Origin of the sequence: Labilibaculum manganireducens, assembly GCF_002843385.1 — a bacterium.
GTDB classification, from domain to species: Bacteria; Bacteroidota; Bacteroidia; order Bacteroidales; family Marinifilaceae; genus Labilibaculum; species Labilibaculum manganireducens.
The window spans coordinates 96,314-112,809 of record NZ_MVDE01000005.1; the positions used below are offsets into that span (position 1 = coordinate 96,314).

12 protein-coding genes are annotated in these 16,496 nt (G+C 34.8%); 7 read left to right on the top strand and 5 right to left on the bottom strand.

Going from position 1 to position 16,496, the window contains the following annotated elements:
* Positions 1-139 precede the first annotated feature (139 nt).
* Positions 140-700 carry a PdaC/SigV domain-containing protein gene (locus BZG01_RS05270; RefSeq protein ID WP_180327230.1) on the bottom strand — a complete coding sequence of 187 codons (561 nt, stop codon included), beginning with the start codon at positions 698-700 and terminating at the stop codon, positions 140-142.
* Positions 701-1,005: 305 nt separating this feature from the next.
* The gene (locus BZG01_RS05275; protein WP_101308788.1) at positions 1,006-3,948 is read right to left on the bottom strand and encodes a PAS domain S-box protein; all 2,943 of its coding nucleotides are present in this window, start codon (positions 3,946-3,948) and stop codon (positions 1,006-1,008) included.
* Between the two features lie 292 nt (positions 3,949-4,240).
* On the opposite strand from BZG01_RS05275, the gene BZG01_RS05280 reads away from it, so the two are divergent.
* Positions 4,241-4,801 carry a hypothetical protein gene (locus tag BZG01_RS05280; protein ID WP_101308789.1) on the top strand — a complete coding sequence of 187 codons (561 nt, stop codon included), beginning with the start codon at positions 4,241-4,243 and terminating at the stop codon, positions 4,799-4,801.
* An 11-nt stretch (positions 4,802-4,812) separates the two neighbouring features.
* Here the strand turns inward: BZG01_RS05280 and BZG01_RS05285 are convergent, their stop codons facing one another.
* Positions 4,813-6,555: a BamA/TamA family outer membrane protein gene (locus BZG01_RS05285; protein WP_101308790.1), complete on the bottom strand. Its 1,743-nt coding sequence runs from the start codon at positions 6,553-6,555 to the stop codon at positions 4,813-4,815.
* A gap of 514 nt (positions 6,556-7,069) precedes the next feature.
* Between BZG01_RS05285 and gap the strand changes: the two genes are divergently transcribed.
* The 6 genes from gap (at position 7,070) to miaA (ending at position 14,054) form a co-directional block, all read left to right on the top strand.
* Entirely contained in the window at positions 7,070-8,077 is a 1,008-nt protein-coding gene (gene gap / locus BZG01_RS05290) for a type I glyceraldehyde-3-phosphate dehydrogenase (protein WP_101308791.1), read from the top strand.
* 190 nt (positions 8,078-8,267) lie between these two features.
* Positions 8,268-10,820, top strand: a complete 2,553-nt coding sequence (locus BZG01_RS05295) for a bifunctional aconitate hydratase 2/2-methylisocitrate dehydratase (protein ID WP_101308792.1) — start codon at positions 8,268-8,270, stop codon at positions 10,818-10,820.
* A gap of 89 nt (positions 10,821-10,909) precedes the next feature.
* Positions 10,910-11,215, top strand: coding sequence for a DUF2752 domain-containing protein (locus tag BZG01_RS22085; RefSeq protein ID WP_101308793.1), 306 nt, complete (start codon positions 10,910-10,912; stop codon positions 11,213-11,215).
* Between the two features lie 117 nt (positions 11,216-11,332).
* The gene (locus BZG01_RS05305) at positions 11,333-12,430 is read left to right on the top strand and encodes an acyl-CoA reductase (protein WP_218973010.1); all 1,098 of its coding nucleotides are present in this window, start codon (positions 11,333-11,335) and stop codon (positions 12,428-12,430) included.
* 4 nt (positions 12,431-12,434) lie between these two features.
* Entirely contained in the window at positions 12,435-13,004 is a 570-nt protein-coding gene (locus BZG01_RS05310; RefSeq protein WP_101308795.1) for an IS1096 element passenger TnpR family protein, read from the top strand.
* A gap of 150 nt (positions 13,005-13,154) precedes the next feature.
* A complete protein-coding gene (gene miaA / locus BZG01_RS05315) occupies positions 13,155-14,054 on the top strand; it encodes a tRNA (adenosine(37)-N6)-dimethylallyltransferase MiaA (RefSeq protein ID WP_101308796.1) in 900 nt (299 codons plus the stop codon).
* Positions 14,055-14,096: 42 nt separating this feature from the next.
* On the opposite strand, the gene BZG01_RS05320 is transcribed toward miaA, so the two are convergent.
* Positions 14,097-14,774 (bottom strand): response regulator transcription factor, encoded by a 678-nt coding sequence (locus tag BZG01_RS05320; protein ID WP_101308797.1) that lies wholly within the window; start codon positions 14,772-14,774, stop codon positions 14,097-14,099.
* Positions 14,775-14,792: 18 nt separating this feature from the next.
* Positions 14,793-16,142, bottom strand: a complete 1,350-nt coding sequence (locus BZG01_RS05325; protein WP_180327231.1) for a sensor histidine kinase — start codon at positions 16,140-16,142, stop codon at positions 14,793-14,795.
* Positions 16,143-16,496 lie beyond the last annotated feature (354 nt).

Sequence of the window (16,496 nt, forward strand, 5' to 3'; positions counted from 1 at the left end):
TCATGGCTCGTTTCATCTGTTTATTTTTTTATTTTATGTCCATATGATCCCGAAAGTCGGGATTACCATGCTGGAATAATCATCTTCCTGTTTGTAAAATACTTTATGCATGGACATTCATAAAATGTTTTTTCAGTGGCTATAATCTCAATAATCCGTTCTGTTTCAACTCCCATAAAGGAATTTTAATCTCTGCAGGTCCACACACATAATCTCCTAGTGAGCTATCTGAAAAAGAAAATATAAAACCATCATTCTGATATGAGAAAAATTCGAAATCAGACGTAACAAAAGGAATTTCACTAAAACACTGATCGGGATTCTCAAAATATTTAACCAGCAATTTATTTAACACTTGTAATTCCTTCTTCTGTTTTAAATACAGTAAATCGTTTAATTTTAATTGTTCTGCTCGCTGCACACTAAAATTAAAACACTTGTAATAAGTTCGGCCATGAGCTCCACCTTGGTAGGAGTAAATTGTAAATCGGGCACTTATATAATCTTGGTCAAAAACATCCAGATTGTAGTCAATTTTTAATTCCCTGCCACAAGATTTTCGCTCTAATTTAAACTCACAATTCTCATTGCAATCCATTTCTTTCACAAGTGAATTTACAAAACTCTTAATATTTGAATTAATTGAATCGCATACCTTCCGGGAATTAGTACCACTGTATTTTAATTCTGGATATTTCACATTAAATAGTCCGTCTTTTATTCTCTTGGAGATTTTCCTTTCATGCACAATAAAACTAAGATCATTTCTACAGGAATGAATCTCAATGACACATATAAGTATCAACAATGCAAATAACAGGTTCCCTCTTTTTCTCAAATCCCAACTATTCAATTCATATAATTAAGGTACACCTTTTATCCTAAAAACAAAAATACAGCTCAATTACATCATCTTACGCAACATGAATAATTGTTCCAAAAAGGTATTAAAAAAGAAAAACCGTCTCTCTTGACGGTTTTTCAATTCAAAGCAACTCTAAAGAACTAGATCAATGCTTTTATTTTTTCCAGCAAAAGCTCTTTTCTTATTGGCTTTGAAATATAATCATCACAACCTTCCTCTATTGCTTTATTTTCGTCGCCGTCCATAGCATAAGCTGTTTGTGCAATTATTGGCAGGCTAGGACTAAAACCCTTAATTTTTTTGGTAGCAATTAGTCCATCCATTACAGGCATTCGTATATCCATCAGAACCAAACAGATATTAGGATTTTGCCTGCATATTTCAACAGCTTCTTCTCCATTCTCGGCTCTTACAACCTCATAACTATTTCGTTTTAATATGGCTTCTATTAGTTTGAAATTCGAAATTTCATCTTCGGCAACTAATATTAATGGTGAATTTGATGTTTGCATACCATTTGTATTATTAAATTCTTTCTTAGTATCGGTTTTAGAAATTACACAATTTAATCTTAAAGTAAAAACTGATCCTACATTAGGCTCCGATTCGACCTCTATTGAACCGCCTAACATATCCATTGTTTTTTTGCAAATAGCTAATCCCAGACCAGTTCCTCCAAAAGTTCTGGTGATGGAATCATCAGCTTGTCTAAACCGATCAAAAATCACATTTTTTTTATCTTCATTAATTCCAACGCCACTATCCTTTACATATATACATAATTCCTCACCTTCAACCTTATATCCAAACTCAACATATCCTTCGTTTGTAAATTTAAAGGCATTCTTTATTAAATTAGTTACAACCTGCAATAATCTCTGATAATCCGATTTAACCAATACTCTGGAAAAATTCTCATCTTTTTTAAATTGTAATCCCAAACGCTCTTTATTCTCCTGAACTCGTTTTTCCTCAGAAATTTTCTTAACATCCTCAATAAAATTGAACATGAAAAATTCCTCTTCGTTAATTTGAAAAGCTTCACTTTCTATAGAAGTAAAGCTTAAAATATCTTCTATAATGCCTAAAAGTTGATTGCCACTCTTATTTATTAAACCGACAAATTCAAGAATTTCAGTCATTGATAATGAATCATCACATAAACTGGAAAATCCGATCACAGCATTTAGCGGAGTTCTTAATTCATGAGACATATTTGCTAAAAACGCAGATTTTAACCGATCTGATTCTTCAGCTTTATTTTTTGATTCAAGCAATTCCTTCTCAAAATGCTTCGCATCCGTAATATCCTCTTTTACTGCAACAATATGAGTGATTGTACCAAATTCATCTTTTATGGCAGAAAGATTGGCTCTTTCCCAAAACAATTCTTTATTTTTCTTTACATTCAAAAATTCACCCTGCCACTCATCACCAGACAAAACACTATTCCACAAATCTTTATACGTTTCATCAGGAGTAATACCCGACTTAAGAATTCTGGGATTTCTGCCTACTACTTCTTTCAAACTGTAACCTGTAATATCACAAAACTTTGGATTAACATATTCTATGTCCCCTTTTAAATCAGTAATAACAATAGATGCAGGACTCTGCTGCATGGAGCGTTGCAGTATCCTTAATTTGCTATCCTTTGTTTTTTTTATTACTCCTGCAGCTAGCTGAACCGAAAGAAATTCAAGTAATTTTATGCTCTCCGAATTCATTTCTGAATCTTCAACAAAACCAACAACTCCAAAAACACCTAACATCCTCTCCTCAGCAATAAGAGGAATACCTAGCCAACTCTTTGGAGTTATTTCTAAAGATAGTCTATTTGAAATAACCGCATCATTTATTTGATTATCATTCAAATAAAGCATTCTTTTTTCTCGAATTACAGCACTGCTTAACGACTCTGAATAACGAATAGTTTTAAAGGCTTCATCATTTTCAGTAAAAGAGTTCAGAGACCGCCTGTTAGAGGCAATCAGTTCCAGAAATAATCTTCCTGCTCCAACAATCTGCACTAATTCTTCTCCTATTTTACTAATCATCTCTACAGAATTCATAGAAGAATTCAGAATTTCTGAGATATGATAGATGATCTGCTGGCTTTTTTGATTCCAAACCTGTTGAGTCAAATTTCGGTAAATTCCATAAACAGCAAGCTGATCGTTATCCAAAACAATAGGTTTTCCCATTACCTGTACATGAATCTGCTTTCCTGTTTTGGTTTGACGAATAGTTGTCATGTCAACCAGTTGCCCAACAGAAGCATCTTTTGTAGCACTGGCTCCTTCGTCTTTATACCTTTCAGGAACAATCAGATCATTTATCTTTTGGGATATAATCTCCTCCAGTGTATACTCAAACAAACGAAGAAATTCCTGATTTGCCTGAATTACCTTATCTTCATTATCTAAAATAGCGATTGCCTCCGGAGAGTTCTCAAATAAATTTTCAAAGAACGTTTTTTGAACCCGAAGTTGATTTGCTGTTTCCTGATTCTTTCTGATTTCATTCTTTAAATCATAATTCATTTCGAATTGTGAAGAAATTCCTTTTACAAAACGAATTGATTTGTAAATATTCGCTTCAATTTCTTCTCTTGATAATATTTTTAGAAGCTTCGCATCTTCTTTTTCTTCATTTGTGAGCGGAATTCCTTTTTCTATTTTTAAAGCCAAAGGATCTGTTTTTTCAATAAACTGACCATAAGCAAAATACCCTAAAACCACCTTTTTAACTTTAACAGGCACAAAAACGCCTCTGGCATGTTTCCCATAAACAAACTCAACACTCTCATCTTCTCTTACTGATTTTATTTTTTGTATATCAGCAAAAAGATTATTACTATTCTGGGTCAGTTCACGATCCAAAAGTGTAATTGCCTTACTGTTGTTACTATGAACATATCGATTCTTAAAGTCGATAAACAAACAAGGACATCCACTTAAGGACGAAAAACCATCCAAAAGAGAATCCATATTTTCAGGAATAGGAACCTCTAAAAAACAATTCAAAACACTATCAATCAATGAATTTACAGGGCAATCGAGAGAGTTAATATTCTTCAGCATAGTGAAAGTTTACATTAGTAAAATGGCAAAACACAATGCTTATACTCTGGTTTTGAAGTTTGAGTTATAAAAAACACAACTTTTTTTCACTCATTCCCGGATCATCATCTATTATTGCACAGCACTCCTAAACAATAACTAATACCTTTACAAATTATTCAATTACAGCATAAAAAAAACACGAAAATGTTATTACTCTAGAGAACAATATGTTGTCACAACACCTATTTAACTTGACAAAATTGGCGTATTTCTTTTTTTTTAATACATTTGAAATACATAATTTTCCTTCATGAAAAAGCTAGTTGGCTTCAATATAAAACGAAATAAAAAACTATTAGTTTCAGATATCATAAAATTCTATGAAGTCCGGGGCTATACTCTTGTTGATGCCAATGCGCAAGGAATGACTTTTCTCAGAGGAAGTATCGTTGGCAATCTTCTATCCCTTAATCCTATTAAATGGAAAACTATCGTTGAAATTGAGATTGTAAAAAAGGAACGTTTGGATTACAATATTTATGCTAATTACCAGTTTAGCTCTTTCTTATTTTTTATATCTCAGGAAGAAAATGATTTTTTCAACGAAGAAATCAATGCCTTTTCGAAGGCAATTGAACAATTTGAAGTTGACGTTGAGCAACTTGAAAATTTAGCCAATAAAACTTCAAAATCTAACTTTAAATACATAGCTACATCCTTTCCTATTGGAATAATAACTGCGCTAATTATTATTTTCGCAACTAATCTTTTAATGGAAGGTCAACTGCCAAACATTGCAGCTTCCTGTATTACCGGAGCTTCAATTTTAATTAGTTATTATTTATTGGTTAAAATAAACAGCAAAGCTTAAACACATACCAATTAAAAACGACTTACAAATCCAAAATGGATTTTGGCTTCCTGAAAATCAATCTTTGTATTACGTTGTTTTCCTACAGCATAATTTAAGGTGAAAATCCCCGATTTTGAAGCAAAATTTAACCCAAAGCCAATTCCCCAGGGATAATCATTAATTTTATCCTTTAAGTAATTATTACTGTAATATCCGCCATCCCAAAACAAGTAAAAACTTGAGTTTTGTTGAGGAATAAACCTCAATTCTGCAGTCATTACAGAATATTTCGAAGCTCTAAATGAATCTTCATTAAACCCTCTTAAGGAGTTTAAACCTCCCAGCTTAAAAAGATCATTCTGAAACAAATTCTTTGAATCTTTAAGCCCGCTCTTATTTCTAAGGCGGAAACTGACTTTTTCCTGAATTGGAATGTTATATTCCAAGATCCATTCTGTATCAATTAAGTTATCCGATAAATCGATATTATCGTATAGCTCACTTGGAATGCCGGAATTCTTTTTTGTTTTGTGTGTTCCTGTGGCAATAGAAAAATTAAGGTTCCATCCTTTTTTAGGATTAAAAGAATAATCCAAATTTTCAAAATGGTAAGCAAATCCATACAAACAAGACTTTACATCCGCATAATCAGGAAGCACTGAAGAGCCGGCCAAATAGTTCGTAGTTAGTAATGATGATGAATTTCTTTTAAAAAACAGCTTGCTGAAATTTTTACCCGACTGAGTAAACCGAAAACCCAAATCAATTGCAGTACTTAAATAAGCTGAATCTTTCTTTTGAATATCAAAACCTAAATCAATCCCCAAACCAGAAGAAAACAAATAGGGATAAACCATTCCTAACGACAAGTTCTGACTGCTTTCTGCAAATTTCTGCCAATTAAAGCGAATACTCTCTCCCGCTGAAAATATATTTTCCAAAGCCAACTTTACCTCTCCCGTTAACTCCAGTTTATTATTATCCTTATTTGTCTGAAAACCGATTATTCCATCAAACTGATTGGCCGGTTCCTTTTCAAGATATGTATACAGTCTTGCTTTTCCTCTCTCAAATTCAATCTCTGACGCTTTAATTTCCTTCACAAATCCTAAATTGCCAATTTTTTCAGAAATCAATTTACTGCTGCTTTCCTTATATGTTTTATTTGGATAAATACCCAAATATCTTTGTAAAAACTTAGGTTTTAATTTAGATGTTCCCTTTATTACAATACTGTCCCACCGAATAAAATCATGAGGTTCAATCTCCCATTCCCCACTTACCTTTTCATTTACAATGCTGATTTCTGATAATTTTAACTGAGCAAAAGGATATCCGTTGTCGCCTAAATGATTTAAAATTTCAGTCTGCAAAATTTCCAGATCAGAGAAACTGATAAATTTTCTTCTTTTATTTACCGACCGTAAACCCAATGCCGATAAGTCCAAATTATCAATTCCACAAAAATTAATTTCCTCCCATTCATATTTCCCCCCTTGATGAATTACTGCAATAATGGTATCTCTATTGACCGAAACAGAATCGACACTGGCTTCCAAATACCCTTTTTGTCTTAGTTTCGAAATTTTATTTTCGAGTCGTTTAAATGCCATTTCCTCAACAAAAAACTTCTCATAATTACCATGCGCGCTCTCTTGTACCCCACTATTATTAATGGATGTAACAACTTTCAACACAAAAGATTTCTCTTGGGAAAAGCCAAAAGAAATAAAATACGATGTGATAAATAAGCTTAGAAATAGTTTTTTCATTAAATAATTTCGATATTTCCCAAACAAAAATAATACAGAGAAGGTATAAAAGACAGTATAAATTTAACAAAACACAAATATTTACAATTTGTAGTTTCACAACATTTTTTTATATCTTTTCACGAATTTAGAAACGAATATACTTGACCTTTAATTTTATTACCTATGAAGAAAACACTTTACGCATTAGCAGTATTATTCCTTCTTGGAATAATTTCAACATCATGCGCAGTTGATAAAAGATGTCCTGCTTATACAAAAACAAATACAAGCTGTACGAGCAAAACGGTTTAAATCAAAAAAAAATCTCACGAAATGAGATTTTTTTTTGTCCTTAATTTTCCAATTGCAATCGTTACAACACCACATAAAGCACTCACCTACAGGTATTAAGCCTTATTTAGGTGAAAAATAAATAAATTATTTTTTTTCACTTTTTCGATACAAAATATTTTTAAAATACATACTTTTGCCGTTGAGAAACAAAGGGTTTATAAATTAAAATTTATACACAATGTCAAAGATTAAAATTGGTATCAACGGATTTGGACGTATCGGACGTTTCGTATTCCGTCAGGCAGTTGCACAAGGCAATATCGAAGTTGTTGCAATTAACGACCTTATTGATGTAGATTACATGGCTTACATGTTAAAATATGATTCTACTCATGGAAAATTCAACGGTGATGTTGAAGTGAAAAATGGTATGTTAGTAGTAAACGGAACAACTGTTCGTGTATCTGCTGAGAGAAATCCTGCTGATATTAACTGGGGTGCCGTAGGTGCTGAGTATGTAGTTGAGTCAACTGGTCTTTTCTTAACAAAAGAATCAGCTCAAGGTCACATCGATGCAGGTGCTAAAAAAGTTGTGATGTCTGCTCCTTCTAAGGATGATACTCCAATGTTCGTTATGGGTGTAAACAACAAAGAATACACTAACGATATGGCTTTCGTTTCCAATGCTTCTTGTACAACTAACTGTTTAGCTCCTGTAGCTAAAGTGTTGAATGACAAATTCGGTATTATCGAAGGTTTAATGACAACTGTTCACGCTACTACTGCAACTCAAAAAACTGTTGATGGTCCTTCTGCGAAAGACTGGAGAGGTGGACGTGGAGCCGGACAAAATATTATCCCTTCATCTACTGGAGCTGCTAAAGCTGTAGGTGTAGTGATTCCTGCTTTGAATGGTAAATTAACTGGTATGTCTTTCCGTGTTCCAACACCAGATGTATCTGTAGTTGATTTAACTGTTCGTTTGGAAAAAGAAACTACTTACGCTGCTATTTGTGCTGCTATGAAAGAAGCTTCTGAAGGCGAATTAGCTGGTGTTCTTGGTTATACTGAAGATGCAGTTGTTTCTAACGACTTCATTGGTGATACAAGAACTTCTATCTTCGATGCAACAGCAGGTATTCAATTGTCTCCTACATTCGTGAAAGTTGTTTCATGGTATGACAATGAAATGGGATATTCTACTAAAGTATGTGAATTAATTCAATACATGGATTCTGTAAAGTAATCCGTATATCGATATACAATTTAAAGCTCTCCTTTTTGGGGAGCTTTTTTTATGCTGTAATATGATATAAAACACATTTTTTTTAGGAACAACCTAATCATAAAAACCATATGTTTGCTTAGTCAATAGAGAATTAATTCTCTATTTTTTATATCATTTTTACACTTAAACTACAATTTCCAAAGACAAGATGTTAGAGAAATATCTAAAACACGAACAAGCAAGGAATGCGAAAGGAATTCCTGCTTTACCTTTAAACTCAGAACAGACAGTTGAATTGTGCAAACTGTTGGAAACTCCTCCAAAAGGAGACGAAGAGCTTCTATTACATTTATTTACTGAAAGAATTGCTCCTGGAGTTGATGATTCAACAAAAGTAAAAGCAGAGTTTCTTGGACAACTTTTAAAAGGCAAATTGAGTTCCCCAATCATCACAAAAACGGAAGCAATTCAAATTTTAGGAACTATGATGGGGGGTTACAATGTAACCGTATTGGTTGAGGCATTAAAAGATGAATCGTTAGCTGAGGAAGCTGCCGAAGCTCTAAAAGGCATAATTCTGGTATATGATTCGTTTCAAACAATAGCCGATCTTGCAAAGAACAACACAGCGGCTAAAAGTGTGCTTGAATCCTGGGCAAACGCAGAGTGGTTTACTAAGCGCGCAGAACTGCCTGAAGAAATTAAATTGAAAGTTTACAAAGTAGAAGGTGAGATTAATACTGATGATTTTTCTCCTGCATCTCAGGCATTTACCCGTCCTGATATTCCTTTGCACGCTTTAGCTATGGGAGCCGGCCGTTTCGAAGATGGAATTGAAATTATTGCCGGCTGGAGAAAAGAAGGTCATAAGGTTGCTTTTGTAGGTGATGTTGTAGGTACGGGTTCTTCTCGTAAATCTGCGGCAAACTCATTACTATGGCATATTGGAGAAGACATTCCTGCTGTACCAAACAAACGTACTGCCGGGGTGGTAATTGGTGGTGCCATTGCTCCAATTTTCTACAATACAACTCAGGATTCCGGAGGATTACCTATTATCACTGATGTTTCAGTTCTTAACACCGGTGACGAAATCATTATCAATAATAAAAAAGGTGAAATTGCCCGCAATGGAGAAGTCGTTAGCACATACTCCTTAGCCCCTGATACTTTAGCTGATGAGTACCGTGCCGGTGGCCGTATTCCTTTGATCATTGGTAAAGCATTAACTGAGAAATCGCGTGAGTTATTAGGAATGCCTGCCACAAATATTTTTGCAGTTGCCAATAACCCAGATCCAAAGGTTAATCAGGGGTATACAATGGCTCAAAAAATAGTTGGAAAAGCATGTGGCGTTGAGGGAGTATTGCCCGGAGCTTCCTGTGCACCAAAAATGACAACCGTTGGTTCTCAGGATACAACCGGCCCTATGACCCGGGATGAGATTAAAGAATTAGCCTGTTTGAGTTTTGAAGCACCAATGTTTATGCAGTCTTTCTGCCATACAGCAGCTTATCCTAAAGCAACAGACGTTACAATGCACAAAAGCTTACCTAAATTCATTTCTGAGCGTAAAGGTGTGCCTTTAAAGCAAGGTGATGGTGTTATTCACTCGTGGTTAAACCGTCTTTTGATTCCTGATACTGTTGGTACCGGTGGTGATTCTCACACACGTTTTCCATTGGGTATTTCTTTTCCTGCCGGTTCTGGTTTGGTTGCTTTTGCAGGAGCTTTAGGTTTTATGCCATTGGATATGCCTGAATCTGTATTAATCAAATTTAAAGGAAAGCTAAATCCAGGTATCACTTTGCGTGATGTGGTAAATGCAATTCCTTATTTTGCAATTCAAAACGGACAATTAACTGTTCCTAAAAAGAACAAAATCAATATATTCAATGGTAAGATCATCGAGATGGAAGGTCTTGAAGACATTACAGTTGAACAGGCCTTCGAATTGACTGATGCGACTGCTGAGCGTTCTGCAGCAGCTGGATGTATCAAGTTATCCGAAGCTCGTGTTATTGAGTACGTGAAGTCTAACGTTGCCTTGATGGAATCAATGATCAAGATGGGTTACGAAGACGCAGCAACTATTCAGAACCGTATTGATGCTTGTAACGAGTGGTTGGCGAATCCTGTATTGCTGTCAAGAGACGAAAATGCTGAATATGCTGCGACTATAGAAATTGATCTTTCTGAAATTCATGAACCGATTCTTTGTTGTCCAAATGATCCTGATGATGTAAAATTACTTTCTGATGTACAGAACACTGAAATTCAGGATGTATTCATTGGTTCTTGCATGACAAACATTGGTCACTTCCGCGCTTGTGAAAAAGTTTGGAAAGGACATACTCCAAGCGATAAAGTAAGAACATATATTGCTCCTCCTACCCGTATGGATCAGGCTGTATTGAAAGAAGAAGCAACTTTTGCAACCTTCTCTCAGTTAGGTGTTCGTATTGAAACTCCAGGATGTTCGTTGTGTATGGGAAACCAACTTCGTGTTCCTGATCAAGCAAATGTTTATTCAACATCGACCCGTAACTTCAATAATCGTATGGGTACAGGCGCACAGGTTTATTTGGGTTCTGCCGAGCTTGGTGCTGTAGTTTCTGTTTTGGGGAAATTACCAACTCCTGCCGAGTATATGGAAATTTACAAAGAGAAGATTCAAGCCAACGAAGAAGAAGTTTACAAATACATGCAGTTCGACGAAATGGATATGGAGGATGCTCTGTATCAAAGAAGAGATTTGTAAGCGTATAAAATAAATTACTAAGCCGATGTGAAAACATCGGCTTTTTTTTGCACCATTGTTTTTATAAATTAGACCATATCTTTAATCGAATGTGGCAAAACATCATCAATTGGCTCGAAAATCATCTGGCAACCTGTACTTTCCAGAAACACTTTGGAATTGCTTGTCCTGGTTGTGGTTTGCAAACTTCTCTGCTTGCCCTACTCAAAGGTGATATTTGGGAAGCCATACTCCTGTATCCCGCGCTTATTCCAATTCTAAGCATGCTCACACTTTTAATCCTGCACTTAAAATTCAAATTTTCATGGGGTGCAATAATTTTGAAATATCTCTTTTCTCTAAGCGTGTTTTTAGTACTAGCTTCTTATGCTATTAAAATAAGTTCAGTGTTTTAAAATCAATCTAAAAAATTTAAATCAAACAACAAACAAGATACTTTGATAACAATTTTTATCTTTGCGAAACAGTAAAGAAATCAAATTCTCCAGATATAACTTTTAAAGTAAAGTTAATTGGAGATTTTTTTGAATTATACCATGAACAAAACGGAAAGAATAAGGGCATTTGTTGAGTTAGGTAATTTTCTATCTCAGTTTTCATCAAAAGATGCAAAACGTGCTGAACACAAACTAAATTCAGCATATTATGACAAATTTGAAGCCTTGCTTAACAGAGTCTCAAATGAGAATTTATGGTTCACCCCACTCCATGTTCATGCATCCATAAATGGTATTTGCACTTTTTTAAAAGAGAAAGAACTGAATGAATGGTTAAACCGATACTCTGTTTCTGATAAAAATACGCAAATAAAAGTTGCGGTAATTATGGCAGGAAACATCCCAATGGTTGGCTTTCACGACATGCTGTCCGTATTAATATCCGGTCATTCTTTTATTGGGAAATTATCTTCAAAAGACAACCAATTACTCAATTTTGTTTCAAAACTATTAGTTGAAATCAATTCTGAATTCGAAGAACTAATCTCATTTCAATCTGAAAGATTAAGCGGCGAAAATAAATTTGATGCAATTATAGCTACCGGGAGCAACAATTCAGCCAGATATTTCGAAGCCTATTTCAAAAAATATGATCATATCATCCGCAGAAACAGAAATTCGGTTGCAGTGATATCAGGTAACGAAACCGAAGAAGAATTGGAAGCACTTGGAAGAGATGTATTCTTATATTTTGGATTAGGATGCCGAAATGTATCAAAAATATATATCCCTGTCGGATATAATTTGGTTCACCTTCTTGACTGCTGGAAAAATTATTCGTTTGTAAATGATCACAATAAATACGCAAACAACTACGATTATCAGCGTTCAATGTTCTTAATGAATAGAATAGAACACCTTGATACCGGTTTCGTTCTTCTAAATGAAAATACTGCAATTACCTCTCCAATAGGAGTTGTAAACTATGAATATTATTCCGAAATTAATGATCTGAAAATCAATTTAAACACAAATTCAGAACTTATCCAATGCATTGTAGGAAATGAAATCCCTGATGCAATTCCATTTGGGAAAGCGCAGGAGCCAGAACTATTTGATTATGCCGATAATGTGGATACAATGGAGTTTCTATCACAATTAAAATCAAAATAAAAACATGATATATAAATTTAAAATAACCTCTCCTGAGGTCAAAAATTTTGTTCTTGAAATCGAAATTGATCATGAACAAACTTATTTAGAGTTCCACAATGCCATTCAGGAAACGATTGGATATGATAATTCTCAAATGGCTTCTTTTTATCAGGTTGGAGCCGATGATGAAAGAGGATTGGAAATAGCTCTTTTCGAAATGAATACCGAAGACGATGACAATTTTAATGTTGTTGCAATGGATGTTGCCATGATACGTGAATTTGTTTCCTCGGAAAGACCTGAGTTAATTTATGTTTTTGATTTCTTTTCTGATCGTTTTTTCAATGTTCAGTTAATTAAAAAGGGAATATCAAATGCCAAAACAAAATATCCTAAATGCACTCTATCTGAAGGCGATGCTCCCGAACAAATTAAAATGGATGCAGAAGGTTTTGAAGGTCTTGGATTCGGCGAATTTGAATCTCAATCTGAAAAAACAAAAACTGCCGATGATTATCTGGCCGATTTCGATGACGAATTTAACGAAGGTCCTGAATTTGAAAGTCTGGATGACTACGAAGACATTCTTTAGTAGTTAGTAGTTAGTAGTTAGTAGTTAGTAGTTAGTAGTTAGTAGTTAGTAGTTAGTAGTTAGTAGTTAGTAGTTAGTGCAAAACTAAATTTTGCATTCAACATATGCAAAAACCGCAATTCATAACTCGTAATTCATAATTATCTTTTGATGTCGAAAACCCTGATTGTTTTATTGGGTCCTACAGGTGTTGGAAAAACCGATTTAAGCATTAAAATCGCGCAACATTTCAATACAGAAATCTCTTCTTCGGATAGCCGTCAGGTTTATCGGGAAATGAGCATTGGAACTGCAGTACCTGAAAAGGAGCAATTGGAGGCAGTAAAACATCATTTCATTCATACTCATTCCATTCACGACTATTTTAGTTCCTGGGAATGCGAACAACAGACCTTAGACTTACTTGATCATCTTTTTAAAGAAAAGAATGAAGTGCTTTTAGTTGGTGGCAGTATGATGTATATCGATGCTATCTGCAATGGAATTGATGAGATACCAACTATTGATCCGGATTTGCGCAATGAAGTTGTTGAGCGTGCCCAAAAAGAGGGAATTGAATCATTGCGTATGCAGTTAAAACAACTCGATCCGGTATTTTACAATCAAGTTGATTTAAAAAATGCAAAAAGAGTGATTCATGCGGTTGAGGTTTGTTTAATGACTGGTAAACCTTATTCCGAATTGAGAACAAACACAAAAAAAAAGAGAGATTTCAATATTGTTAAAGTCGGTTTAAACAGAGACAGAGCAGAATTGTATGCAAGAATCAACTTACGGGTTGATTTAATGATGAGAGAAGGTTTGCTTGAAGAAGCACAAACCTTATTTGAATTCCGTCATTACAACTCCCTAAACACAGTTGGATACAAAGAATTATTTGAATATTTAGAAGGAAATATTTCTCTTGATGAAGCCATTGAGTTGATCAAAAGAAATTCCAGAAGATATGCCAAACGTCAGCTTTCCTGGTTCAACAGAGACAAAGAAATTGAATGGTTTCATCCCGATCAGGAAGAAGAGATTATGCAATATTTAAAAAGGCAGCTTTAGTAGGAGTCAATACTAAACACGAATCATTCAGGCCTTATATCCTTAATAATTCATCATATACCCTACTCCTCTTATGTTCCTGATTTTAAGAGAAGAATTATCCTTAAATAAATCTCTTAATTTCGATAAAATATTGTTTAGACTGGCACTGTTGTTTGTTTCCAAAGAATGGTTCCATAGCTTTTCAGCCAACTGCTCTTTAGTTACTGTTTCATTGGGATGCTCCATTAGCACTGCCAAAGCACTCTTCTCAAACGGACTCAGTTTCTTAATTAACTGCTTCTTATAAAAAAATTTATTTGTTGATAAATTCAGCTGATAACCAGCCAATTCTATTATTTGCGGCAAGCTTGTTTTTAAAGCAAAACGTTGAATGTAAGATACTAGTACTGGAATAGATAAAGGTTTTGGGATATAAGCATTTCCCCCAATGTTTATTCCTTTGGTTATAAAATCATCTTCGGTATGAGAGGAAACAAACAACAGAGGAATTTGCGGGTATTTTGCGATAATATCCTGAGCTTTATCCATTCCGTTCTCTTTACCTATTTCCACATCCATAATAATAATATCCGGCATCAGAGTTTGTACAATCGTATCTATTCCCAGCAATGTATTTTGGAAATGCACTTTATAATTGTAATCGGTCTCTAGTATGGTCGTAACAAAACTTCCTAAATTGAGATCATCATCCACAAACAGTACTTTCAATTGTTCCATTTTCACTTCTTTAATAACTTAAACAATGACTTTTTCAGGAAGAACAATACAAAATATACTGCCTTCCCCAAGCTTACTTTCCAATCTGATGCGCCCTCTGTGGGCTTTTACTATCTGTTGGGTAAAAGCCAAACCAATGCCATGCCCCTTACTGTTGTTATCTGCACGGTAAAATTCCTGAAAAATTTTCCTTTGCTCTTTTTGAGGAATCCCTTTCCCCGAATCTGTAACACAGATGTGTAACTGTTTTTGTTCCCGAATCGCTTTAATTTCCAGTTTTGCACATGCATCCGAATATTTAAACGCGTTATCCAACAAATTGCGTAAGGCTGCTTCGAAATAAAGTGGATCCACATAAATATCTAAATTTTCAGGAATCGACAGCTTGAATTCAGCTTGTTTATCTTGATAGACAAGCTCCAATTCCGAGAGTAAATCCCTGCACTTTTGCGCCAGATTGAAGGGCACACACTCCAATACGATCTTCTTTTTCTTCGCTCGGAATAATGTCAGTAAGATCTCCATTTTATGAGTCAATTTGTAGACATTGCTACTTGCATTCCTGAGCTGTTGCTGCATGGCGGGCAATTGTTCTTTGCTGGCCAGATAATCCAATAATGTATAGACATAAGATAAAGGGGTTTTTAAATCGTGTACCATACCACTCACAGTTCGTTCGCGCCACTGCAGCTGTGCCATTTGCTGCTGCAATTTCCACAGCAACCACAGCAGAAAAATGGCGACTAAAACAACAGCGAGTGCCGATATGCCAATGGAATATACCATTCCTCTTAAAAAAGGAAAGGTTTTCAACTGAAAATCAGCAATAAAAACATAGCTCCCTTTTGTGCCTAAGGGAATACGAACATGTAATATTGAGGGGGAGTTTCCCCATTTCTTACCCATTTCTTTTCCCATATGCAAACTATCCATGGCCAGATCATTTTTCAGAAGCTGCATGCGGTAAGCTTGTATTTTTTCGAATTCGGGAAAATTGTTTTGCAACAATGAGTCAACAACATACAGATGAAATTTTCCTTTCCATAAACTGATATCTGTAAATGAAGCTTCTATCAATTTTCCCAGTGCGAAATCAGGAATGTAATTTTTTGTGTTGATCTCAGATTTTCCTAATGCAGGTGAAGTGTCCTTATTTGTTTGTTCATTTGTTGTTTCTTTCATTGAAATGGTAGCCACACTAGGTTTGTCTGGATTAGGTGTACTATAGCCTTGCAGAGCATGAAAATTAATCATTCCTTGTAAGGAGTTTTCAACCTCCAAGGTAAAAGCCTGTTTCTCCTGCTCCAACTGCTGCCATAACCACAATCCCTGCGAACCAATAAGTATTGCAAGTACCAGTACGGACATTACACCGAGTCTTTTGAAAAATTTGTTTTTCATAACATAAAGATATCTTTCTTTTCATAAAAGAGTAAAGTTTTCTTTATTAGAACAATTCTAAATTGTGCTTTTTTGTCAAAAATACAAAAGCTTTTCTAATCAAACACACTGATTTTTCTAATCAAATCGTAGCCAAAGTTTCATTGAATGATTAGGAAGATAGTTAGTTCTGCCAGATCCGACTAAATATTGAACTTGCTTTTCCCCACGCCCTATTTACGCTCTGTCTGTTTTCATGTGTCTAAATTGTTTTTTTATTGTCACATAGCCTGTCCCGAACTTGTTTCGGGAGAACTTACCATTATAATCATTTCCCTGTGT

What these genes read in the sequence shown, in the direction of transcription:
- BZG01_RS05275 (WP_101308788.1), bottom strand. Translation starts at nt 3,948, where the DNA reads ATGCTGAAGAATATTAACTCTCTCGATTGCCCTGTAAATTCATTGATT.
- BZG01_RS05280 (WP_101308789.1), top strand. Translation starts at nt 4,241, where the DNA reads ATGAAAAAGCTAGTTGGCTTCAATATAAAACGAAATAAAAAACTATTA.
- BZG01_RS05285 (WP_101308790.1), bottom strand. Translation starts at nt 6,555, where the DNA reads ATGAAAAAACTATTTCTAAGCTTATTTATCACATCGTATTTTATTTCT.
- gap (WP_101308791.1), top strand. Translation starts at nt 7,070, where the DNA reads ATGTCAAAGATTAAAATTGGTATCAACGGATTTGGACGTATCGGACGT.
- BZG01_RS05295 (WP_101308792.1), top strand. Translation starts at nt 8,268, where the DNA reads ATGTTAGAGAAATATCTAAAACACGAACAAGCAAGGAATGCGAAAGGA.
- BZG01_RS22085 (WP_101308793.1), top strand. Translation starts at nt 10,910, where the DNA reads ATGTGGCAAAACATCATCAATTGGCTCGAAAATCATCTGGCAACCTGT.
- BZG01_RS05310 (WP_101308795.1), top strand. Translation starts at nt 12,435, where the DNA reads ATGATATATAAATTTAAAATAACCTCTCCTGAGGTCAAAAATTTTGTT.
- miaA (WP_101308796.1), top strand. Translation starts at nt 13,155, where the DNA reads ATGTCGAAAACCCTGATTGTTTTATTGGGTCCTACAGGTGTTGGAAAA.
- BZG01_RS05320 (WP_101308797.1), bottom strand. Translation starts at nt 14,774, where the DNA reads ATGGAACAATTGAAAGTACTGTTTGTGGATGATGATCTCAATTTAGGA.
- BZG01_RS05325 (WP_180327231.1), bottom strand. Translation starts at nt 16,142, where the DNA reads ATGTCCGTACTGGTACTTGCAATACTTATTGGTTCGCAGGGATTGTGG.